23 protein-coding genes and 1 tRNA gene are annotated in these 20,300 nt (G+C 69.9%); 12 read left to right on the forward strand and 12 right to left on the reverse strand.

The features are described 5' to 3' along the window. Positions 1-63: 63 nt before the first annotated feature. Positions 64-1,005 (forward strand): class A beta-lactamase, encoded by a 942-nt coding sequence (gene bla, locus P8A20_RS00800; RefSeq protein WP_306102645.1) that lies wholly within the window; start codon positions 64-66, stop codon positions 1,003-1,005. Here the strand turns inward: bla and P8A20_RS00805 are convergent. The 3 genes from P8A20_RS00805 to hemC all read right to left on the reverse strand — a co-directional run bounded on the left by P8A20_RS00805 (position 993) and on the right by hemC (position 2,998). Further along, positions 993-1,379 (reverse strand): VOC family protein, encoded by a 387-nt coding sequence (locus P8A20_RS00805; RefSeq protein WP_147961944.1) that lies wholly within the window; start codon positions 1,377-1,379, stop codon positions 993-995. The two genes, bla and P8A20_RS00805, sit on opposite strands and share 13 nt — an antisense overlap. 61 nt (positions 1,380-1,440) lie before the next feature. Further along, positions 1,441-1,884 (reverse strand): SRPBCC family protein, encoded by a 444-nt coding sequence (locus tag P8A20_RS00810; protein WP_147961945.1) that lies wholly within the window; start codon positions 1,882-1,884, stop codon positions 1,441-1,443. A 178-nt stretch (positions 1,885-2,062) separates the two neighbouring features. After that, positions 2,063-2,998 carry a hydroxymethylbilane synthase gene (hemC, locus tag P8A20_RS00815; protein ID WP_147961946.1) on the reverse strand — a complete coding sequence of 312 codons (936 nt, stop codon included), beginning with the start codon at positions 2,996-2,998 and terminating at the stop codon, positions 2,063-2,065. Positions 2,999-3,393: 395 nt separating this feature from the next. On the opposite strand from hemC, the gene P8A20_RS00820 reads away from it, so the two are divergent. After that, on the forward strand, positions 3,394-4,209 hold the full coding sequence (locus P8A20_RS00820; protein ID WP_147961947.1) for an SAM-dependent methyltransferase: 816 nt from the start codon (positions 3,394-3,396) through the stop codon (positions 4,207-4,209). Positions 4,210-4,252: 43 nt separating this feature from the next. Here the strand turns inward: P8A20_RS00820 and P8A20_RS00825 are convergent, their stop codons facing one another. Both P8A20_RS00825 and P8A20_RS00830 read right to left on the reverse strand, forming a co-directional pair. Further along, the gene (locus tag P8A20_RS00825) at positions 4,253-5,161 is read right to left on the reverse strand and encodes a helix-turn-helix domain-containing protein (RefSeq protein WP_147961948.1); all 909 of its coding nucleotides are present in this window, start codon (positions 5,159-5,161) and stop codon (positions 4,253-4,255) included. A gap of 108 nt (positions 5,162-5,269) precedes the next feature. After that, a complete protein-coding gene (locus P8A20_RS00830) occupies positions 5,270-5,506 on the reverse strand; it encodes a DUF397 domain-containing protein (protein ID WP_147961949.1) in 237 nt (78 codons plus the stop codon). Positions 5,507-5,708: 202 nt separating this feature from the next. Between P8A20_RS00830 and P8A20_RS00835 the strand changes: the two genes are divergently transcribed. Continuing rightward, complete coding sequence (locus P8A20_RS00835) at positions 5,709-6,275, forward strand: ATP-binding protein (protein ID WP_147961950.1); 567 nt, start codon at positions 5,709-5,711, stop codon at positions 6,273-6,275. On the opposite strand, the gene P8A20_RS00840 is transcribed toward P8A20_RS00835, so the two are convergent. Next, positions 6,233-6,865 carry an SGNH/GDSL hydrolase family protein gene (locus P8A20_RS00840; RefSeq protein WP_147961951.1) on the reverse strand — a complete coding sequence of 211 codons (633 nt, stop codon included), beginning with the start codon at positions 6,863-6,865 and terminating at the stop codon, positions 6,233-6,235. The two genes, P8A20_RS00835 and P8A20_RS00840, sit on opposite strands and share 43 nt — an antisense overlap. A 105-nt stretch (positions 6,866-6,970) precedes the next feature. Further along, positions 6,971-7,132: a hypothetical protein gene (locus P8A20_RS00845; RefSeq protein ID WP_014152347.1), complete on the reverse strand. Its 162-nt coding sequence runs from the start codon at positions 7,130-7,132 to the stop codon at positions 6,971-6,973. Positions 7,133-7,296: 164 nt separating this feature from the next. Between P8A20_RS00845 and P8A20_RS00850 the strand changes: the two genes are divergently transcribed. Further along, a tRNA-Trp gene (locus tag P8A20_RS00850) sits at positions 7,297-7,369 on the forward strand. A gap of 43 nt (positions 7,370-7,412) precedes the next feature. Here the strand turns inward: P8A20_RS00850 and P8A20_RS00855 are convergent. Next, positions 7,413-7,823 (reverse strand): organic hydroperoxide resistance protein, encoded by a 411-nt coding sequence (locus tag P8A20_RS00855; protein WP_147961952.1) that lies wholly within the window; start codon positions 7,821-7,823, stop codon positions 7,413-7,415. Between the two features lie 108 nt (positions 7,824-7,931). Between P8A20_RS00855 and P8A20_RS00860 the strand changes: the two genes are divergently transcribed. From P8A20_RS00860 to P8A20_RS00870, 3 genes are all read left to right on the forward strand, one after another. After that, a complete protein-coding gene (locus P8A20_RS00860) occupies positions 7,932-8,411 on the forward strand; it encodes a MarR family winged helix-turn-helix transcriptional regulator (RefSeq protein WP_147961953.1) in 480 nt (159 codons plus the stop codon). Positions 8,412-8,520: 109 nt separating this feature from the next. Further along, complete coding sequence (locus tag P8A20_RS00865; RefSeq protein WP_306102646.1) at positions 8,521-9,351, forward strand: PP2C family protein-serine/threonine phosphatase; 831 nt, start codon at positions 8,521-8,523, stop codon at positions 9,349-9,351. 66 nt (positions 9,352-9,417) lie between these two features. Continuing rightward, a complete protein-coding gene (locus P8A20_RS00870; RefSeq protein WP_147963052.1) occupies positions 9,418-10,407 on the forward strand; it encodes an MASE1 domain-containing protein in 990 nt (329 codons plus the stop codon). Here P8A20_RS00870 and P8A20_RS00875 read toward each other — a convergent pair. Next, complete coding sequence (locus P8A20_RS00875; RefSeq protein WP_147963053.1) at positions 10,404-11,696, reverse strand: FAD-binding protein; 1,293 nt, start codon at positions 11,694-11,696, stop codon at positions 10,404-10,406. The two genes, P8A20_RS00870 and P8A20_RS00875, sit on opposite strands and share 4 nt — an antisense overlap. 432 nt (positions 11,697-12,128) lie before the next feature. Here P8A20_RS00875 and P8A20_RS00880 point away from each other — a divergent pair, with 432 nt between their 5' ends. The 4 genes from P8A20_RS00880 to P8A20_RS00895 all read left to right on the forward strand — a co-directional run bounded on the left by P8A20_RS00880 (position 12,129) and on the right by P8A20_RS00895 (position 16,499). Further along, positions 12,129-12,323, forward strand: coding sequence for an antitoxin (locus P8A20_RS00880; RefSeq protein ID WP_147963054.1), 195 nt, complete (start codon positions 12,129-12,131; stop codon positions 12,321-12,323). Between the two features lie 210 nt (positions 12,324-12,533). Further along, positions 12,534-14,129 (forward strand): sigma-70 family RNA polymerase sigma factor, encoded by a 1,596-nt coding sequence (locus tag P8A20_RS00885; protein WP_306102647.1) that lies wholly within the window; start codon positions 12,534-12,536, stop codon positions 14,127-14,129. A gap of 138 nt (positions 14,130-14,267) precedes the next feature. Then, positions 14,268-16,100, forward strand: a complete 1,833-nt coding sequence (locus P8A20_RS00890) for an FUSC family protein (protein ID WP_306102648.1) — start codon at positions 14,268-14,270, stop codon at positions 16,098-16,100. A 21-nt stretch (positions 16,101-16,121) separates the two neighbouring features. Next, positions 16,122-16,499: a VOC family protein gene (locus tag P8A20_RS00895; RefSeq protein ID WP_147963057.1), complete on the forward strand. Its 378-nt coding sequence runs from the start codon at positions 16,122-16,124 to the stop codon at positions 16,497-16,499. A 76-nt stretch (positions 16,500-16,575) separates the two neighbouring features. Here P8A20_RS00895 and P8A20_RS00900 read toward each other — a convergent pair whose 3' ends face one another. From P8A20_RS00900 to P8A20_RS00910, 3 genes are all read right to left on the reverse strand, one after another. Then, positions 16,576-16,917, reverse strand: coding sequence for a hypothetical protein (locus P8A20_RS00900; RefSeq protein WP_147963058.1), 342 nt, complete (start codon positions 16,915-16,917; stop codon positions 16,576-16,578). A 36-nt stretch (positions 16,918-16,953) separates the two neighbouring features. Beyond that, positions 16,954-18,684, reverse strand: coding sequence for an aa3-type cytochrome oxidase subunit I (gene ctaD, locus P8A20_RS00905; protein WP_147963059.1), 1,731 nt, complete (start codon positions 18,682-18,684; stop codon positions 16,954-16,956). A gap of 183 nt (positions 18,685-18,867) precedes the next feature. Next, positions 18,868-19,419 (reverse strand): GH25 family lysozyme, encoded by a 552-nt coding sequence (locus P8A20_RS00910; protein WP_147963060.1) that lies wholly within the window; start codon positions 19,417-19,419, stop codon positions 18,868-18,870. Between the two features lie 15 nt (positions 19,420-19,434). On the opposite strand from P8A20_RS00910, the gene P8A20_RS00915 reads away from it, so the two are divergent. Continuing rightward, positions 19,435-20,268: an NADPH-dependent F420 reductase gene (locus tag P8A20_RS00915; RefSeq protein ID WP_306102649.1), complete on the forward strand. Its 834-nt coding sequence runs from the start codon at positions 19,435-19,437 to the stop codon at positions 20,266-20,268. Positions 20,269-20,300 lie beyond the last annotated feature (32 nt).

Genomic DNA, 20,300 nt, shown 5'->3' on the forward strand with positions numbered 1-20,300 from the left:
GCATGGGGGCGGATCGGCCGTCGGCCACGCGCCGCCCCACGGAGCAAGGAAGTCGCCGTCCCCGTGCCCACCCTCCCCCGCCGCGCCGCGCTCTCCGCTCTCGTCGGCCTCGTGGCCCTCCCGATCGCCGCCTGCGACACCGCCCACCCGGCTGCCGCGCCGCCCGCCCCCTCGCCGACCGGAGGTCCCGGACAGCGCCCGGGGCGCGCGTTCCAGGAACTGGAGCGGAGGTTCGGGGCCAGGCTCGGGGTGTACGCGATCGACACCGGTAGCGGCGCGTCCGTCACCCACCGCCCCGACGAGCGGTTCGCCTACGCCTCCACCTGCAAGGCACTGCTGGCGGGTGCGGTGCTGGACGGACACACGCTTCAGCAGCTCGAGCGGCGCGTACGGTACGGGCCCGGCGACCTCGTCGCCAACTCCCCGGTCACCGAACGGCACGTGGACGCGGGTATGACCCTGCGTGCACTGTGTGACGCCGCCGTCCGCCACAGCGACAACGCCGCGGCGAATCTCCTCTTCGACGAGATCGGTGGGCCCCGTGGCCTTCAGGACGCGCTCATCGCCCTCGGTGACCGCACCACCCGCTGCGACCGCTACGAGACCGATCTCAGCGAGGCGGCGCCCGGTGACCCACGCGACACCAGCACCCCTCGTGCACTCGCCACCGATCTGCGTGCGTACGCGCTCGGCGACGTCCTCGGCACGGAGAAGCGGGCCGTGCTGACCGACTGGCTCAGGCGCAACACCACCGGAGGGGCCCTGATCCGCGCGGGAGCCCCCGCCGACTGGCCGGTGGGCGACAAGACCGGTACGGGCGGCTACGGAACCCGCAACGACATCGCAGTCCTCTGGCCACCGGAGTCGGCGCCGGTCACCATCGCCGTGCTGTCCCGTCGGTCCACTCGCGGAGCGAAGCCGCAGGACGCGCTCGTCGCCGAGGCGGCCCGTGTCGCGCTCACCGCTCTCGCCGGGCAGAAGCCTCCCGGCGCTCAGGGGCGGTAGCGGAGCGGGTGATCCGCGGGTACCTCCGTCAGCACGATCCGATGGCCGTCGGGGTCGGCGATCCACATCTCGATCAGCCCCCAGGGCTCCTGGAGCGGCGGCCGGAGAACGTGTGCCCCGTGGGCAGCCACCTCCTCGTACGCCGCCGCGCAGTCCTCGACCTGCATCCAGAGTCTCAGCGTCTCGGTCGGCGGTACCTCCGAGCGCCCCGACAACTCCAGGAAGCCCCCGCCGAGGAAGTACACCGTTCCACGTTCGGGGCCGGAACCGAACTCCCGGTAGACGGACAGTCCGAGCGTTCGCCCGTAGAAGTCACGGGAGGCCTCAGGGTCGCGAGGCCTCAGCAATACCCTGCTGCTCAGTACGTGCACCATGGGCCCGACCCTACGCGGCCCGGCGATGCGGAGCCGTACGCCGCCCGGTGGGCCGCTCCGGTCAGGAGGCCTCCACCGCGGCCTTGATCCGCTGCCCGAAGGCGGGGGCGTCCTTTCGTGCGGCCGCCACGGCGAGCCCCACGAGGAGCTTGCCCAGTCGGTGCCCCTCCAGATCGTTGAAGATACGCACCTTGGTTCGGCCATCGGCAAGGGCTTCGAGGTCGTAGCCGCCTTCACGGGCGGTCACGAGATTCGTCGAGACCTCGTTCCAGCGGATGCGCGTCGGCGCGACGAGTTCACTGATCCGGAACTCACGCCGGGTCGTCATGCCGGCATCCTTGACCGTGCTGCGGAACACGGTGCCCACCGCTGTCGGGCCGGCCGGGGTCTTGGAGATGTCCTGGACACGAGGGCTGAACTTCATGTCGTTCTCGCCGTCCGCCAGGAAGGCGAAAACCTCTGCGACGGGACGGTCGATGTCGACCGTCACCTCGAACCGGGCCATGGGATCTCCTCCGATACGACGGGGCGGCGCGGCGCGCCCCGGGATGGCAGTGCCTCCCAGGATCCTCGCCCCCCGGCCGCTCGGCAGCCGGACAGGCACCTCCGGCGCGCAATCGGGTGTTCGTACACCGTTCGGCAGTCCCGCGCCGTACGCACAGGGGGCAGCCGGAGACCTGGGCTCAGTGCGCGATGGAGTCGATCAGCTCACGTGCGCCCTGCCGCAGCAGGGACACGGCCACGGAGGTCCCGAGCGTGGCGGGGTCGAGCGGACCGGCCCATTCGTGTGCGTTGAGGACCGTCTTGCCGTCCGGAGTGAACACGCAGGCACGCAACGAGAGGTCGCCGTTGCGGTGAGCTGTGGCGTATCCGGCGATCGGCGAGTTGCAGTGGCCCTGCAGGACGTGGAGGAACATGCGCTCCGCCGTGATCTCCCGATAGGTCCCCGGATGGTTGAGTGCGCCGACGGCCTCGATGGTCGCCGTGTCGTCCTCGCGGCACTGCAGGGCGAGAACGCCCGCGCCGATCGGGGGGCACATCGTCTCCGGGGTGAGGATGTCGCTGATCACGTCGGGCCGGCCGATGCGGTGGAGACCCGCGACGGCAAGGAGCAGCGCGTCGGCCTCCCCCGCGGCCAGTTTCGCCAGTCGCCGGTTGGCGTTGCCGCGGAAAGGGACACAGTCCAGATGGGGGTGCGAAGCGGCGAGTTGTGCTGTCCGGCGAACGGACGACGTGCCGATGCGGGTGCCCTCGGGAAGCTGATCGAGCGTGAGTTCGTCCGGGTGCACGAGGGCGTCACGGATGTCGTCGCGTTCGAGGAACGCGGCGAACGTCGTGCCGGCGGGCAGCGGGCGGTCGGCGGGGATGTCCTTGACGCAGTGGACCGCCAGGTCCGCCTCCCCGGCGAGCAGCGCGGCGTCGACCTCCTTGGTGAAGGCGCCCTTGCCTTCGACCTTCGAGAGATCCCCCATCCACTTGTCGCCCGTGGTCCGGACGGGGACGACCTCGGTGACGGTTGCGGGGTGGAGGGCCGCGAGGCCGGCCCTGACGCGCTCGACCTGAGCCAGGGCCATGGGTGAGTCACGGGAGACGATACGGATCAGCTCAGGAGCGGACATGGGGGTCACGATAGACCGCCATGTCCCAGCGGGGATCGTCCGACGCGGTAGGGACGTTGTTTTCCGGACCGCCCCCACGATGTCCAGGAGCGTCATCTGCCGCCGATTTCCGGCCGCCTTGGAATGCGGCTCCGACCGGATGCGACCGAAGTCCTGAGATCTGCCTTCTACATGACAATAGGGCTCCCATCAGGTCATGTTGACGGCCCGTCGAGGAAAGCTGTTCGTTCTTGAAGCAACGGGCCGGGCCGAAGGGGCCATCCCCCCTCGAACTCCTGTGGCCGATTAGGCACCCTGCACCCTTGCCTCACTCCCCCGAGGGCTGTCTGCCACCCGACGAGATCCCTAGCATGACCACACACCGACTTCACTCTCTTTGAACCGCGAGGGGCTGGATGAGCCACGGGGACACCTCCATTCCGAAGAACATCGACGTGAACGTGCCGAGCGTCGCGCGGATGTACGACTACTACCTGGGCGGCAAGGACAACTACCCGGCCGACCGGGTCGCGTGCGAGCACCTGCTGGAGCGTGTGCCGAGCACCAAGGTCCTCGCGGTGAACAACCGGAGATTCCTGCGGCGCGTGGTGCACCACCTGGCCTCCGAGTACGGGATACGCCAGTTCATCGACCACGGGTCCGGCCTGCCGACCCAGGACAACGTCCACCAGGTCGCCCAGCTCGTGGACCCGGACGCCAGGGTCGCCTACATCGACAACGACCCCATCGTCCTGGCACACGGCAAGGCCATACTCGAGGAGAACGACCGGACCGCGGTCATCCAGGCGGACATGAGGGACACCGAGGGAATCCTCTCCCATCCGGAAGTGGTTCGGCTCATAGACTTCGACGAGCCGGTGGCAGCCCTGTTCGTGTCCGTGCTGCACTGCATCCCCGACGAGGACGACCCCGCGGGTCTGGTCCGACGTGTGGCGGAGCGACTGGCCCCTGGGAGCTTCCTGGTGGTGTGCCAGCTCGTGAGTGAGGACGCCGCGACCCGCGACTTCGTCACGGACTTCATGGCGAAGAGCACCGGAAACCAGTGGGGGCGGGTCCGTCAGCAGGCCGACGTGCACGGCTTCCTGGAGGGCCTGGACGTGTTGTCCCCGGGCCTGGTGGAGGTCTCGACGTGGCGACCGGATTCGGATCTGGCGCCGAAGCAGGAGACCAAGGAGTGGATCGAGTTCGGTGGCGTCGCCCGCAAGTGGTGACGTGGGTCGTGTGACGCGGGATCAGTGACTGCGGGGCAGGTACTCAGCTGTAGCGCTCGAGTGCCTGCCTCAGCAGCTTCCTGCTCGCCACCGGGCTCGGCGACTGGGCGCTGAGCGAGTCGAGGATCCAGCGGTACTCGTCCGTGCTCTCCTGCTTGTTCACGGACGTGGCATTGGTCAGGTGCTCGATGTAGGCGACATCGGGGAGCCCGTCCATCGCGAACCGCAGATACGTGATGCCGTTGCCCGGAGAAGTGTGGGCGGTCACCTCGAAAGGGGCCACCTGCACGATCACATGCGGCAGCCGAGTCATCTCCAGCAGGTGGACAAGCTGCTCACGCATCACCCGGGCGCCACCCGTGGGGCGCATCAGTACCGCCTCGTCCAGCAGCACCCAGAGCTTCGGCGCATCGCTTCGCTGAAGCAACTTCTGCCGCCTGAGCCTCAGTTCGACCCGGCGCCGGGTGATCTCCTCCGATTCGAGGGCATGTCCGGAACGGACCACCGCGTAGGCGTAGTCGGCTGTCTGCAGCAGTCCCGGAACGTAATGCCCCTCGTACGTACGGATGGACGCGGCGGCCTCCTCCAGACCGACCAGGGGCTCGAACCAGTCCGGCAGCACGTCGGCGTAGTTGCGCCACCATCCGCGCTGTCCCGCCCTCCGCACCAGGTCGATGAACTCTTCCGTTCTGGCCGGATCGCTCACGCCGTAGAGCGTGAGGAGATCCGCGGCGTCGCGCTCCTTGCAGGGGGAGTGCCCTGTCTCCATCCGGCTGATCTTGGCCGTCGAGCACCGGATCCGGTCGGCGGCGACATCAGGGGTGATGCCTGCCTCGCCACGCATGCGCCGCAGTTGCGCGCCCAGTACCAGGCGTAACGCGGTGGGGCTGGCCGCCGTGGCCGAGGCGAGCGTCGGCTTCCGGGACGGCTGAAGCGGTTCGATGCCGGGCATGCGGACTCCTGAGGACGGGCGTCTTGACGCCAGTGTGCCATCAGGAGCCCCGGGAAGGCCCGGCCGTTGCGAGAGTTCCGCGCCTTTTCGGCCCGCCCTGCGGCGAGTTCAGCCGGCCATGGCGTCGAAGTCGCCGTCCCTGACACCCGCGAGGAACGCGCGCACCTCGTCCCCCGTGTACACGAGGGCGGGGCCTTCGGGGAACCTGGAGTTACGGACGGCCACTTCACCGCCGGGCAGCAGCGCCATCTCCACGCAGTTCCCGCTGGGGTTGCTGTGATGGCTCTTCCTCCACTCCACGCCGGGCAGGGAGTTGGCGGAGACACCGTTGTCGAAGTGCTGCATGCGGTCCATTCCTTCTCGTCGTGCTGGCCACGTCCTGGTGCGCCACCAGAGCCCGCGCCGGGTGAACAGGTGTCCCTGACTCACACCCCTGGGTGCAATTCCGGATGCAATTGCACTGCATGCGCGGACGGCGAGGATACTAGTGGTCGTCCGGACCTCACGACACCACGAACCGGCCTTCAGCGGAGGGTGATCAGCGCTCATGTACGCGGAGAACACACCACGTCACGGAGCGACAGCTCTCACGCCCTGTCCGGCCTCCGCCAGCGCGGACCCGCACGAGGAGCTGGCTCGGGATCTCGGCATCGGCGCCCCTGGATTCACCACGCGCCGTCTGGGCGCGGATCCTGAAAGCCTGCGCCAGGCAAGGGCGTTCGTCCGTGAGGCGCTCGAGTGCTGGGGCCTGCGCTCGTGCGCGGACGACGTGACCCTCGTGGCGGGCGAGCTGGTGAGCAACGCGGTCTGTCACGGGATCCAGCCCACGGCGGAGCGCCCCGAGCTCCCGACGGCCCGGCTGGGACTGGCCTGCCAGGACGGGAAGCTGGTCTGCGCGGTGACCGACCCCAGCCCCGAGGTGCCCGTGCTGCGCGGGGCGGACGAGTCCCTGGAGCGGGGCAGGGGCCTGCGCATCATCGACGCGCTGAGCAGCTCATGGGGCTGGTCACGGCCCACCGTGACGGGCAAGACCGTCTGGGCCATGATTCCGGTTCTCCTGGGACCCGCGCTTCACAGCTCCACCAGCGCCGTCCATGCCTCCGCCAGGAGGTAGTGCCCGAGTGGAGTCGGGTGGACCCCGTCACCGGCGATGGCCTCGGCGCCGCCGGCGGCACGTGCCGCCTGATTGAGCAGGCCGTCCGCCGCCAGCAGCGCGGCGTCGAACTCCTCGGCCAGCCGTCGGACCGTATGGATCCTGGGGTCCAGGTCCTCGCGCCAGGCCCACTGCTCGTCCCGCACCGGCACGAGGAAGGGCTCGATGAGGATCAGCTGGGCACCCGTCGCATCCCGGACCTGGGTGAGGATGGCACGGTAGTCGTCCTCGTACGCGCGCACCGAGGTGACGGTTCCCGAGTCGTAGCGGCGCCAGGTGTCGTTCACGCCGATCAGGACCGAGACGACGTCCGGCCGGAGGTCCAGCGCGTCCTCACGCCACCGTGCACGCAGATCCGCGACGCCGTCACCGCCGACACCTCGGTTGAGGAACGTGATGTCACTGTCCGGCCGCCCGGACGTCACTGACTCGGCGGCCATCCGGACGTAGCCGTTGCCCAGGGGGCAGTCCCGTTCCGCCAGCCTGCCCACGTCGGTGATGCTGTCGCCCTGGAACAGGACGGTGGCTGAGTGGTGCAGGCTGACGGTCACGCGGCGCTCCGAAAGGTAAGGAACCAGGACGCAGTGATCCTGCCCACGGGGACCCGTCATGATCCGGACCCGGCCGGCACGGGACCGGTACGCGGCCGAACGGACTCAGCGGGCCGCGGCCGGTGCGCGGACCGCGCTGAAGTCGAGCGCGCTCTCAACCTCCAGCAGGGTCTCCTCGGCCACCCGCCGCACCTCGGCCGGCACGTCGCCCTGTTCCTCCACCAGACCGGCGTAGATCGGTGCGTCGGATGCCTCTGTGGAACTCACGTGAAACTGCCTATCGATCGGTTATGCCCGCCAATCAGCGGAAACGGGAGCCGAGTGTACGCGTCGCGTCCGGAGCGCCTGGGGGCGGTCCCCGGTAGCGGGGACGTTTGCACCGGAAAACCGGTTGTCCGAGGTTGCGGCGACTGCGATGCTGATCACGCCGAAGGGGTGTAGCTCAGAGGCCAGAGCGCCGGTCTCCAAAACCGGATGCCGCAGGTTCGACTCCTGTCTCCCCTGCAGGATCGGTTCCCCGCCCGCCCAGGGCGGGGAACCGGCTCCGCTACTCGATCACGAGCTCCACGTCGATGTTGCCTCGCGTGGCCTTGGAGTACGGGCAGTAGGCGTGCGTCGCCTCGACCAGACGCCGCCCGGTCTCCCCTTCCAGGGCCTCGGGCAGCTCGACACGCATGACGACCGCGAGGCCGAACCCGGAGTCGTCCTTGCCGATCGAGACCTCGGCCGTCACCGAGACGTCCTTGGTGTCGACCTTCATCTCGCGGGCGACCGCGCTCATCGCACTGGCGAAGCACGCGGCGTATCCGGCGGCGAAGAGCTGCTCCGGGTTGGTGCCCTTACCGTCGCCACCGAGGGCCGGCGGCAGTGCGAGCGCGAGGTCGATCTGCCCGTCCGAGCTCACTGCCCGGCCTTCACGGCCGTTCGCGGTGGCAGCAGCGGTGTACAGCGCGTCCATGGGGGCCTTCTCTCGTACGACGGTGACCGCGGACCGATCACCCCCAGATAGTTGCACACAATTCAATTGCACACAACTCAATGATGGGCGGCAGGTTATCCTGGATCCATGACGCCGACACCGCCCCCCGCGCCCGGTCCGACCGAGCTGGCGGACTCCGAGCTGCTCAAGCTGGACCACCAGGTCTGCTTCTCGCTGCAGGCTGCCTCCCGCGCCTTCGGGGGCGTCTACCGGGAAGCGCTCCGGGACCTCGGCCTCACCTATCCCCAGTACCTGGCGATGATGGTCCTGTGGGAGCACGGTCCGCTTCCGGTCAAAACGATCGGCGAACGGCTGCACCTCGACTCGGGCACGCTGTCGCCCCTGCTGAAACGGCTGGAATCGGCCGGTCTCGTCAGACGTGAGCGCAGCTCCGAGGACGAACGGTCGGTCACGGTCCACCTCACGGACGCCGGGTCGGAGCTGCACGAGCGCGCACTCCCCGTCCCCCGGACGATCCTGAGGGCCACGGGTCTGTCGGTCGAGGAGATCCTGGCCCTCCAGGAGACCCTGGGCCGCCTCACAGCATCTCTCGGCAAGGCCGGCTGACCCGCCGGGCGGACCGGGGAGCACCTGGGGTCCGGGCCGCCCGCACAGCGCTCGCAGGAGTTCCGACGCCGAAATATGATGCAGGAACTATCGCAACGCGGAGCGGCCCATGAACCGGCGTCGAACTCCCCGGTCGGCCAGCGCCGAGGACCTGCTCAGCACTCTGCAGCACCTGACTGCCCGTGCCCGGCAGGAGGTGGAGCTGCACCAGGCCCGTGTCGAACTGGCCCAGGCGCTGCAGCGCGACATGCTGCCCGCGACCCTGCCGTCCTTCCCCGGGCTCCGGACCGCCGCCCGCTACGCTCCCGCGCGCGACGGGCTGGACATCGGCGGGGACTGGTACGACGGATTCCTGCTGCCGGACGGGGCGCTCGGCCTGGCGATCGGCGACGTCCAGGGGCATGACGTGGAGGCGGCGGCCTTCATGGGGCAGATCAGGATCGCCATGCGCGCCATCGCCGGCTCGACGTCCGATCCGGGTGAGGTGATGGGCCGCACGAACGATCTGATCATGTCGATGAACTCCACCCTCTTCGCGACGTGCTCCTTCCTCCGGCTGGATCCGGAGAGCCGGGAACTGCGGAGCGCCCGCGCGGGTCATGTCGCCTCCGTGTGGGCGACGGCCGACGGACGCTCGGGAGTCACCGCCGACGCGGGCGGCCTCCCGCTCGGTATCGAGCCTCATCAGCACTACCCGGTCGCCCGGCGCGACCTGGACGTGACCGGCTCGTTCGTCCTGCTCACCGACGGAGTCGTCGAGGGGCCCTCACTGACGATCGACGACGGACTGGACCGGATCAGGCGCCTGGTGAGCTCCCACGCCGTCGCGGACGCAGAGGAGCTTGCGGACCAGGTGCTCGAGGCCGCGGTGCTCACCGGCCATGAGGACGACGCCGCCGTCCTGGTTCTTCGCCACGAGGCCACCCTGGGGCCCGGGTGAGCACCTGAGCCACCTGCCGCGCGTGTCACAGCGACCCGCCGTCAAGGGCGGTGTCTTATGAGACGCGTGATGCGCAGCGAGAGGACCCGACGCCGAGCCGTGCTCGTTCTGCAGATACTGGGCATCGCCGCTGTCTACTACGCGTCCGCGCAGCTGGGTCTCCTCCGGCAGGTCGAGGTGCAGGGCTCGGTCGTCACCCCTTTGTGGCCGCCTTCCGGCATCGCCGTGGCCTCGTTGTTGTATCTGGGTCTGCGGATCTGGCCCGGACTCACGGCCGGTGCGCTGCTGACGATCATGTCGATCAGCGGCGGGCTCACCCTCTGGGGAGTCGCTGTCGCCGCGGGCAGCACACTGGCCCCCCTGTGCTCCTTCCTCGCCCTGCGGACCGTGGGCTTCCGTATGCAGCTGGACCGTCTGCGCGACGGGGTCGCGCTGGTCTTTCTGGGGGCTCTGGGCGGCATGGCCATCAGCGCGACCACCGGCACGGGGGTCCAGGTGCTGAGCGGCGGCCAGTCGGCGTCCCAGTTCTGGCCGGTCTGGGCGGCCTGGTGGGCGGGGGACGCCATGGGCGTGCTCATGGTCACCCCGTTGCTGCTCGTCCTGCGCAAGGTGCGCCTGCCCCGGACGGACGACCGGTGGGCAGAGGCCCTGGCGCTCGCACTCGTCGCGGTCGCGGCGACCACTGTCGCGACCAGGAGTTCACTGTCCATGATCTACCTCCTCTTCCCGGTGCTCGTCTGGGCCGCGCTCCGGTTCCAGCTGGCCGGCAGCGCCCCCTGCGCCCTCTTGATGTCCGTCATGGCGATCATCGCCGGAACCGACGGTGTCGGACCGTTCGCCGGCCACTCGGTGCTCGAGGTGATGCTGAACCTGTGCGTCCTCAACGGCTGTGTGGCCCTCACCGCACTCCTCCTCGCCGCCATCGTGACCGAGCACAACAACATCCGTCACGAGACGGAACTGGCCTGCGAGGAGCTGGCGGCCCTCGTGGAGCAGCTGGCGCCTCGGCCGTCGCCCGAGGGCTGGTCCGACGGTCCTCGGCACCGACCTGACTAGTCGTCCGTACGCGGGAAGTGGTGTGCCAGGAAATCGTTGCGGAAGGTTCCGGTGGGATCGAACCGTTCGGCCAGCCGCTCGAAGTCGGCGTAGTGGTCGTAGAGCTCCCGGAGCACGCCGGGCGGCGTGGTGAAGACCTTGCCCCAGTGCGGCCTGGCCGCGAACGGGGCGAGGGCCTCCTCGACAGCCCCCAGGACGGGCGTCACCGCCGCGGTGTCGGGGACCCAGGTGAAGTGGAACGCCACGGAGTCCCTTCCCTGGGCAGGGCTGAGCCACAGGTCGTCGGCGGCCACGGTCCGGATCTCCCCGATCTGGAGCAGCGGCGCGAAGTCCTGCCGGATCCGGTCGAGGGCCTCGTAGGCGGCGACGGCGTCCTGACGGGCGACGAAGTACTCGGACTGCAGTTCGTCTCCGTTGCTCGGGGTGAATTCGAGGCGGAAATGGGGGAGCCTGGCGTGCCATGGTCCGGGAACGCCCTGCTGCTCCGTGCAGTGCCCGGCGGCCACGCCGGGGACCGGGTGCCTCGGCCCCCGCGCGAGGCTCGCGCCGTGCCACCGGTGCGGGGCCGTTCCCGAGGTGCCGGCCTCGACACGCCGTTTGAGCCAGACCTGGTCGATCGGGCCGCCGTGCCAGCCGGTGAAGAGACTGACGCTGTAGGCCTCGGACATCACCTCGTCGAACCGGCCGAGCAGCTGTTCCTGCGGGAGCCCTTCGTACACCCACTGCTGGATCTCGAACGCGGGCACGAGGTCCAGGGTCAGCCGGGTCACCACTCCGAGCGCGCCCAGTGAGACCACGGCCCCGGGGAAGTCGGCGTCGCCCCGCTCGAGGGTCCTGATGCCGCCGTCCGCGGTGACGAGCTCGATCGCGCCGACAGCTCCCGCCAGGGCGCGGTTGCCCACTCCGGAACCATGAGTTCCGGTCGCGCACGCGCCGGCCACGGAGATGTGGGGCAGCGAGCCCAGGTTGTGCAGCGCGAGCCCGCTCTCGTGCAGGGTTCCGGTCAGCTCCCCGAAGCGCATTCCGGCGCTCACCGTGGCGGTACGGGCCCCCCGGTCGATCTCGACGGAGCGGGGCAGGCCCGCCACGGATATGAGCGCACCGCGGGTGTCGGCGACGGTGTTGAAGGAGTGGCCCGTGCCCAGCGCCCTGACGGCCGTCCCGGCGGACACGAGGTCCTGAAGCTCGGCGATCGAGGCTGGTGTGTGCAGCTGCTTCGCGCCGAAGGCGATGTTGCCGGCCCAGTTCGTCCGGCGGGCGGAGGGGCCGTGCTCCGAATGATCGATCATGCCTACGGAGCTTACGCTCCGGCAGTCTTCGGGCTCAGGGCGTGCGCCCCGCCGGAGGCTGGGCACGGCGAGGACGGGCCCGGCGCGAGCTCTCGGAAGGTGCCTCGTCCATGCCGTGGCCGCCCACACCACGTGGCACGGAACCGGGGCGCGGCCGCGCGTGGTCTCAGTAGGGCAGGGGCCGGCCGGAGGGTGTTCGCAGGTCCAGCGGGGGCGGCCCCGTGGGGGGCTGCGGACGGCGGACGATCTGGATGCGGCCCACGGCCACCACCTCCTCCTGGTAACCCGGTATCTGCCCACCCAGGCGTCCTTCACACGTCCGGCGCCCCTCGGACCGCGCACGGACCGCCCGGCGTCGCTCGCGGATGCGGACCCGGCGATGTGCGGTGACCCTGGACACGTGGGGGGAAGCCGACGCGAGGAGGATCCGCCATGTCCGCGCTGGACAAGATCAAGAAGATGCTCAAGGGCCACGAGGACCAGGCCGGAAAGGGCGTCGACAAAGCCGGAGACATGGTCGACGACCGGACGCAGGGCAAGTACAGCAAGCACGTCGACACCGGCCAGGACAAGCTGAAGCAGCAACTGGGATCGGATCGCGACCAGAACGACCCGCCCCGCGCCTGACCACGGAAGAACCGCTGACGCGCAGCCCGCCGCCCGACCCGGTGCCGGGCCCGCCGGCCGCCCACGCGGTCGCCGGGCCCGGCACCGTGCGCGTACGGATCCGGGAGCGAATGGCGAGCACTCGACCGGATTCCTGTTATCGTCCCCGCCGCACAGCGTCTCCCGAGTGTGGGAAGTGACGGAACAGGACCCCGGAAGAGTGATCACAGCATGGGCGAGACACGCGAGACGGCGTTGATCAAGGCCGCGCAGAAGGGCGACCCCGAGGCGCAGGACCGGCTTGTGGCGTCCTACCTGCCCCTGGTCTACAACATCGTCGGCCGAGCCCTGAACGGTCACGCCGATGTGGACGACGTGGTCCAGGACAGTGTGCTGCGGATGATCCGTGGTCTGCCCTCGCTGCGCACCCCGAAGAGTTTCCGGTCCTGGCTCGTGGCCATCACCATGAACGAGATACGCGGGCACTGGCGCGAGCGCAGCTCGGACGGAATGTCCGCGGACCGCATGGAGGACGCGTACGACGTCGTCGATCCGGCGGCCGACTTCGTCGGACTGACGATCGTGCGACTGGGTCTGACCGGCCAGCGCAGGGAAGCCGCCGAGGCCACGCGGTGGCTGGACGACGACGATCGCGAGCTGGTGTCGCTGTGGTGGCTGGAGACGGCGGGGGAACTGTCCAGGGCGGAGGTCGCGAGCGCTCTCGACCTGTCGCCCCAGCACACCGCGGTACGCGTCCAGCGGATGAAGGAGCGGCTGGAGGCCGCCCGGGTGGTGGTGCGCGCTCTGGCGGCCGACCCTCGCTGCGTGCTGCTCGAAGACCTCACGGTCGGGTGGGACGGGGCGCCGTCCGCGCTGTGGCGCAAGCGGCTGGCGCGCCACGCACGTGAGTGCACCGTGTGCGCGGGTCACCGCTCGGGGCTGGTCCCGGCGGAGGGCCTGCTGGTGGGACTCGCGCTGGTCCCCGTTGCGGCGTCCGTCGGGGGCACTGCGACGGAGCTCATCCCGACGGCCTTCCTTCCCACGGCTGCGGCCGCCGCCGGACCGGGGCGGGCCGAGCGCCGGCGGGACAGCGCGAGGCGGCGGCGCCGCACGACGGTCGTGGCCGGACTCGCGGCGGTAGCCGTCCTGGGAGGCGGCGGGGCCGCAGTGCACCTCTACACGGACGACGCGGACGAGGACGCGGCCACCGCCGTAGCCCCGCTCGACGGGCCGTCGGCACCGGTGAGCATCACGTCCTCTCCGTCCGCGTCCCCCTCCTCCGCCTCTCCGTCGCCGTCGTCGGCCTCACCGTCAGCGTCCGCGACCCCTTCTCCGTCAGCGTCCAGGAGCCGGAGCGCCACCGCCACCGCCACTCCGGAGAAGACGCGGAAGCCGCGCCCGCCTTCGTCCGAGCCGGCGGCCGCTCCGCCTGCCTCGTCGGCCCCCTCGGTGGCCGACGAGGTCATCGCCCTGGTCAACACCGAGCGCGCGAAGGAGGGCTGCGGGGCCGTCAGCGGAAACAGTCTGCTGGCCAAGGCCGCGTCGGACCATTCCGCGGACATGGTGACGCGGGACTACTTCTCCCACACCTCACCGGACGGCACGGACCCGGGCGCACGCATCACCGCCGCCGGGTACCGCTGGAGCACGTACGGCGAGAACATAGCGAAGGGCCAGCAGACCGCCGAGTCGGTGATGGACGCCTGGATGAACAGCGAGGGGCACCGGGCGAACATCCTCAACTGTGCCTTCAAGGAGCTGGGCGTCGGCAGAGAGGATTCGTCCGGCGGGCCTGTGTGGACCCAGAACTTCGGCACCGCCCTCTGACGACCGGATCAGGGGAGCCGTCATACCGTGGAAACGAGCAGGTAGCACCTTCTCCACGTGAGGGATCTAGGCTGGGGTCGAGCCCAGGCCGAAGGCGTCCGCAGGCGACAGTCGTCCTCCCCAGCGGACTGGAGCACGGTGCCTACACCCCTTCTTCCTGCCACCCGGCTTCCTCCGTGGCTCGCGCACGTCCTGCGCGCCCAGCGCGGCCCCGTGCCGTGGAACGCCGTACTGCGCGGGGCGCTGGCAGCCCTGCCGTTGCTGGCGGCGGTACTCGCAGAGCGGCCGACCGCCGGCGTCCCCGCGGCGCTGGGCGCGATGCTGGCCGGCATCAACGACCGGCCCGGCAGCCGCCGGGCCTCGGTCGCCCGGCTGGGTCTTCCCGCGCTGGCGGGCTCGGCCGGTCTGCTCTGCGGTTCGGTGATCGCGGAGACTGCCGGCGACGGCCGGTCCCTGGTCGTCCTGCCGCTCGTGTTCGGACTGCTGGGGCTGGGCGCCGGGGCGATCAGTTCGACGGGGCCCGTCGCGTCCGCGTGCGGCACCCAGGTGCTGGTCGCGGTCGTGATCGGGGCCGGCATGCCGTTGCCGGAGCCCGGGCCCCTGCGAGCGCTGCTGTTCCTCGCCGGTGCGGGGTGGCTCCTCCTGCTCCGGCTGGTCCTGCCCTCGCCGGGCGGGCGCCGCAGTGGACCGTACGGGCTCGACGGGGAGCGCGAGGCCGTGGCCGCGGTCTACGAAGCCGCGGCGGAACTGCTGCTGGCTGTCGGCGGCCCTCGGGCACGGGCGGGGCGGGCCGCGCTGAGCGCCGCGCTCGACCAGGCCCAGGACGCTCTGACGGGCCCACGGCTGCGGCGCTTCGCGAGCTCCGCGGCGGAGCGACGGCTGCACGCCCAGTACGCGGCGGCGTTCCCCCTGGCCGAGGCCGCGACAGCGCTGGCCTGGGCGGGTGTCGCGCTGCCCGCCAGGATCGTGGAAGGGCCTCGCAGACTGGCGGCCGCCGTGCGGACCGGTGGGTCCTGCGGACCACTCCCGGCGCCGGCCCGGACGGACGCCGGACTGCGGGCTCTGGACGATGCCCTGCTGCGTGCCGCCACGGTGTTCGACCGTCCCGCCGGGATGACTCCGGGCACGCGCACGGGACACTCGGACACGTCCGTCCTGGGCCGGGCCTGGAGCGCGGCGGGGCTCGAGTACGGTCTCCGGGTCTCGGTGTGCTGCGCGACGAGTACGGTCCTGGCGCAGTGGCTGCATCACGAGCACTGGTACTGGCTGCCCGCAACCACCGTCTTCCTCGTCAAGCCCGATCTGGGGCCGCTCGCCTCGCGGGTGGTCTGCCGGGCGGTGGGCACCGTGGCCGGCGCCGCGGTCTTCGGCGCTTCGAGCATGCTGGTGTCAGGTCCTGCTCCCCTGGTCGCGACGGTGGCGCTCTGCGGCGCGCTCCTTCCGGTGGCGACCCGTCACTTCGCGGTGCAGACGGCGGTGGTCACCGTGCTCGTCCTGTCCCTCGTCCTGCTGGGCGGTGAGCCGCCGGCCTCCTGGGGCCGGGTCGTGGAATCCCTCCTCGCCTGCGGGACGGTGCTGCTGGTCGGCCACCTCCCGATGCCGGGCCGGCGGGGCCACAGCGTTCGGGCGGCTCTCGACACGGCGGTGGGGGCGGCGCACCGCTATCTGGGACACGTCCTGGACGCCCCGGAGGACCAGGCCCTGAGAGGAGCGCTCCGCCGCGACGCCTACCGGTCACTGGCGCAGGCGCGGACGGCCATCGATCTGTCGGCGGCCGAACTCCCTCCGGTGTCCCGGCACTCCGCCGGCTCCGAGGGCGTCGCGGGGGCGCTGGAACAGCTCATCGACACGACGACGGCATGTGCGGTGCAGCTGGACCATCGGGCTGCCGAACTTCCACCGGCACACGCCGAACTGCTGGCGACACATCTGTCCGAACTCGACCGGGCGCGGGCGGTTCCCGTCGGCTGAGAGCCTTCTAGGATGCAGATCATGATCGCTGAACTGCAGTGTGTGGTGCTGGACTGCGCCGACCCGGCCGGTCTGGCCAGGTTCTACGCGGCCGTGCTGGGAGGGGAGAGGGACCGGCCCGACGGACGCTGGGCTCTTGGTGAGGGCTGGTCAACGGTACACACTCCGGCCGGGCCGGTGCTCTGCTTCCAGCGGGTCGCGGAGTACGTCCCTCCGCTGTGGCCGGATCCTGCCCGCCCGCAGCAGTTCCACCTGGACTTCGCCGTCCCCGATCTCGACCGAGCCCACGAGCAGGTGGTCGCGCTCGGGGCGACCGTGCTGGACGAGGACGGCGGCGGCCGGAGCTGGCGGGTGTTCACGGATCCCGCCGGACATCCGTTCTGCCTGGTACGCCACTGACCGCAGGCACCCGTTTCGCCTGGTACGCCACCGGCCCCGGGCACCCGGACGACGGTCCGGGCACCCGGGGCCGGGGTCAGCGGCTGATCAGCGCCAGGGCGGCGCAGGCGCCGCCCACCGCGCCGACGGTCAGGACGGACACCGCGACACAGCGGGCCCTGAGACGGTCGTAGCGTTCGGTGTACTCGCCCCGGAGTTCCACCGCGCGGCCGGCGATCCTGGTCAGCGTCTCCCGGCAGAGCTCCACCCTGTCCGCCACATAGACGCGTTCGACGTCCTCCCGCTGCGCGGTGGTCAGCCAGGGCAGGGAGCCCGTGAAGCGGCGCGCCTGCCGACGGGCCTCCTCGACCTCGGCGTTCCAGAGCAGGTAGCCCTCCACCTGAGCCAGGCCCCGGGCGCTCTCCTTGTCCGGTTCCATGCGGTCCTCCTCTCCTCGAACCGGTGTCCGGAGCCCCTATTCCTGCTTGTCCCCGGGAGCCACCGTGACGGACTCGTGAGGACGGTTCGTCGCGTCCTCCAGGGCTCGGATCGAGGGGTAGTGCAGGTCGAACGCCGGCGATTCCGAGCGGATCCGGGGAAGCGTCAGGAAGTTGTGCCGGGGCGGCGGGCACGACGTCGCCCATTCGAGGGAGCGACCGTAGCCCCAAGGGTCGTCGGCCTCGATCTTCTTGCCGTACTTGGCGGTCTTCCAGACGTTGTACAGGAACGGAAGCATCGACAGTCCGAGCAGGAACGAGGAGATCGACGAGATCGTGTTCAGCGTGGTGAATCCGTCGGCGGCGAGGTAGTCCGCGTAACGCCGCGGCATACCCTCGGCGCCCAGCCAGTGCTGCACCAGGAAGGTGCCGTGGAAACCGATGAACAGCGTCCAGAACGTCATTTTCCCGAGCCGCTCGTCCAGCATCCTGCCGGTGAACTTCGGCCACCAGAAGTGGAATCCGGCGAACATCGCGAAGACCACGGTGCCGAAGACGACGTAGTGGAAGTGCGCGACGACGAAGTACGAGTCGGAGACCTCGAAGTCCAGCGGCGGCGAGGCCAGGATCACGCCGGTCAGACCACCGAAGAGGAAGGTGACGAGGAAGCCCACCGACCAGAGCATCGGTGTCTCGAAGGACAGCGAACCCTTCCACATCGTGCCGATCCAGTTGAAGAACTTCACCCCGGTCGGCACCGCGATGAGGAACGTCATGAAGGAGAAGAACGGCAACAGAACCCCGCCGGTGACATACATGTGGTGCGCCCACACCGTCACCGAAAGGCCGGCGATGGCGATCGTCGCGGCGACCAGACCGACGTAACCGAAGATGGGCTTGCGGCTGAACACAGGGATGATCTCGGAAACGATGCCGAAGAACGGCAGGGCGATGATGTACACCTCAGGATGGCCGAAGAACCAGAAAAGGTGCTGCCAGAGCAGGGCGCCGCCGTTGGCGGGGTCGAAGATCTGCGCACCGAATTTGCGGTCCGCCTCCAGTGCGAGCAGTGCCGCGGCCAGAACGGGGAATGCCAGCAGGACCAGGACGCCGGTCAGCAGGACGTTCCAGGTGAAGATCGGCATGCGGAACATGGTCATGCCGGGTGCGCGCATGCAGATGATCGTGGTGATGAAGTTGACCGAACCGAGGATCGTGCCGAAGCCGGAGAAGGCCAGCCCCATGATCCACAGGTCGGCGCCCACTCCAGGGGAACGGACCGCGTCGGTGAGCGGGGAGTAGGCGAACCAGCCGAAGTCGGCCGCTCCCTGCGGGGTGAGGAATCCGGCCACGGCGATGAGCGAGCCGAAGAGGTACAGCCAGTACGCGAACATGTTCAGCCGCGGGAACGCCACGTCGGGCGCGCCGATCTGCAGCGGCATGATCCAGTTCGCGAATCCTGCGAACAGCGGCGTCGCGAACATCAGCAGCATGATCGTGCCGTGCATCGTGAAGGCCTGGTTGAACTGCTCGTTCGAGACGATCTGTGTACCCGGACGGGCCAGCTCGGCACGCATGACGAGCGCGAGGACACCACCGACGAGGAAGAAGGCGAAGGAGGTGCCCAGATACAGCGTGCCGATCGTCTTGTGGTCGGTGGTGGTCAGCCACGTGATGACCACGTTGCCCGGCTGCCGACGCCGTACAGGCAGTTCGTCCTGGTAGGCGTCATCGGCTTCCGCCGATACTGCGGGACCCCTCGTCGTCACTGCGGCACTCCTTCGGTCGACGGCCGGTTGCTGACTCGGCGACCAGGATGGACTCCCTGCGGCAGTACCGCAGGTCATCTCCGTGCGCACTGCACCAGTGGCTGGCAAAGGACACTCCACTGGCCGAAGGGCGTGATGCCCGTGTTGACGAGCCCATCCCCCTTCCGGGCCCCCGCCGCAGGCTCAGGCCTTGGCCCAGTCCCGCAGCGCCTTGGGTGACGGGAAATCGGCGACGTTCTTGTCGAGGGGGTCGTCGGTGTACTGGTGGATACGCCAGTCGGCGTCGATCCGCGGTGCGGCCGCCTTGCCGTAGTCGGCGATCCAGAGCCCGTCGCCGGCGTAGGAGCTGGTGTCGTGCTTGGTCCAGAAGGAGCGGTTGCAGTAGAGGAGCACACGGTGATGAGGCCTCAGTCTTTTCACCTCGCGGATGAAGCGGTCCTTGTCCGCACTGCTCGCGCGCGTGCCCTCCCCTGTCTTTTCCCAGTCGACGGCGAGGAGGTCTCCCTCCTTCTCCGGGGTCTTCTCCACGAAGTACTCCGCCTGGTCCTTCGCGTGTCCGGGCCAGAGGAAGTGGTAGAAGCCGACGACGCACTCGGCGTCCCTGACGCGTTTCACCTGACTTTTCAGCCGTGGATTGACGTAGGAGCGGCCCTCCGTCGACTTGACGAAGACGAAGTCCAGACCGTCCGTGTCGAATTCCGTCTGGTAGGCGCTGACATCGATTCCGTGCAGCACGGGCGCCACCTCCAAGTGAGACCTTGTGATTCCGCTTGCCACTCGCATACCTGCCCAGCGGGGTCTCTCCCATCCTCCGCCCTGCTGCAGAACCGATTCGGCAGCCGGAATAGTGTCCGCTCCCCCGGGGTTGGTGATCCGGCGAGACTCCCTTTCACTCGAGGCACTCCGCATCGGAAGGTCGGATTCATGAAGATCGGCATCATCGGGGCAGGAAACATCGGCGGCAATCTCGTCCGGCGCCTCACGGCTCTGGGGCACGACGTCTCCGTCGCCAACTCGCGCGGGCCCGAAACGCTCAAGGCTCTGGCCGAGGAGACCGGGGCGACTGCGGTCACGGCCTCGGAGACGGCGCGGGGAGCCCGGATCGTCGTGGTGACCGTCCCTCTCAAAGCCGTCCCGGATCTGCCCTCGGGCATTCTCGACGGAGCGGCGAAGGACGTCGCCGTCATCGACACGGGCAACTACTACCCTCAGCAGCGTGACGGACGTATCTCCGCCATCGAGGACGGGCTGGCGGAGAGCCGCTGGACCGAGAAGCAGATCGGCCGCGCCGTGGTCAAGGCGTTCAACGGCACCTACGCCCAGGACATCCTGGACAGGGGCACCCCGCAGGGCACACCCGGGCGGCAGGCCCTTCCGGTCGCCGGCGACGACCCGGCGGCCAAGCAGGCGGTCCGTGACCTGATCGACGAGCTGGGCTTCGACACCGTCGACGCGGGAGGCATCGACGAGTCCTGGCGCCAGCAGCCGGGCACGCCCGTGTACGGAAACCGGGGTGACGCGGAAGCCATCACCAAGGCCCTGGCCGACGCGTCCCCCGAGCGCACCGCCGACTGGCGCGCCTGACCGGTGCGGCGCCGCACCCGTGATCGGGTGCG

Source organism: Streptomyces sp. Alt3, assembly GCF_030719215.1.
GTDB lineage: Bacteria > Actinomycetota > Actinomycetes > Streptomycetales > Streptomycetaceae > Streptomyces > Streptomyces glycanivorans.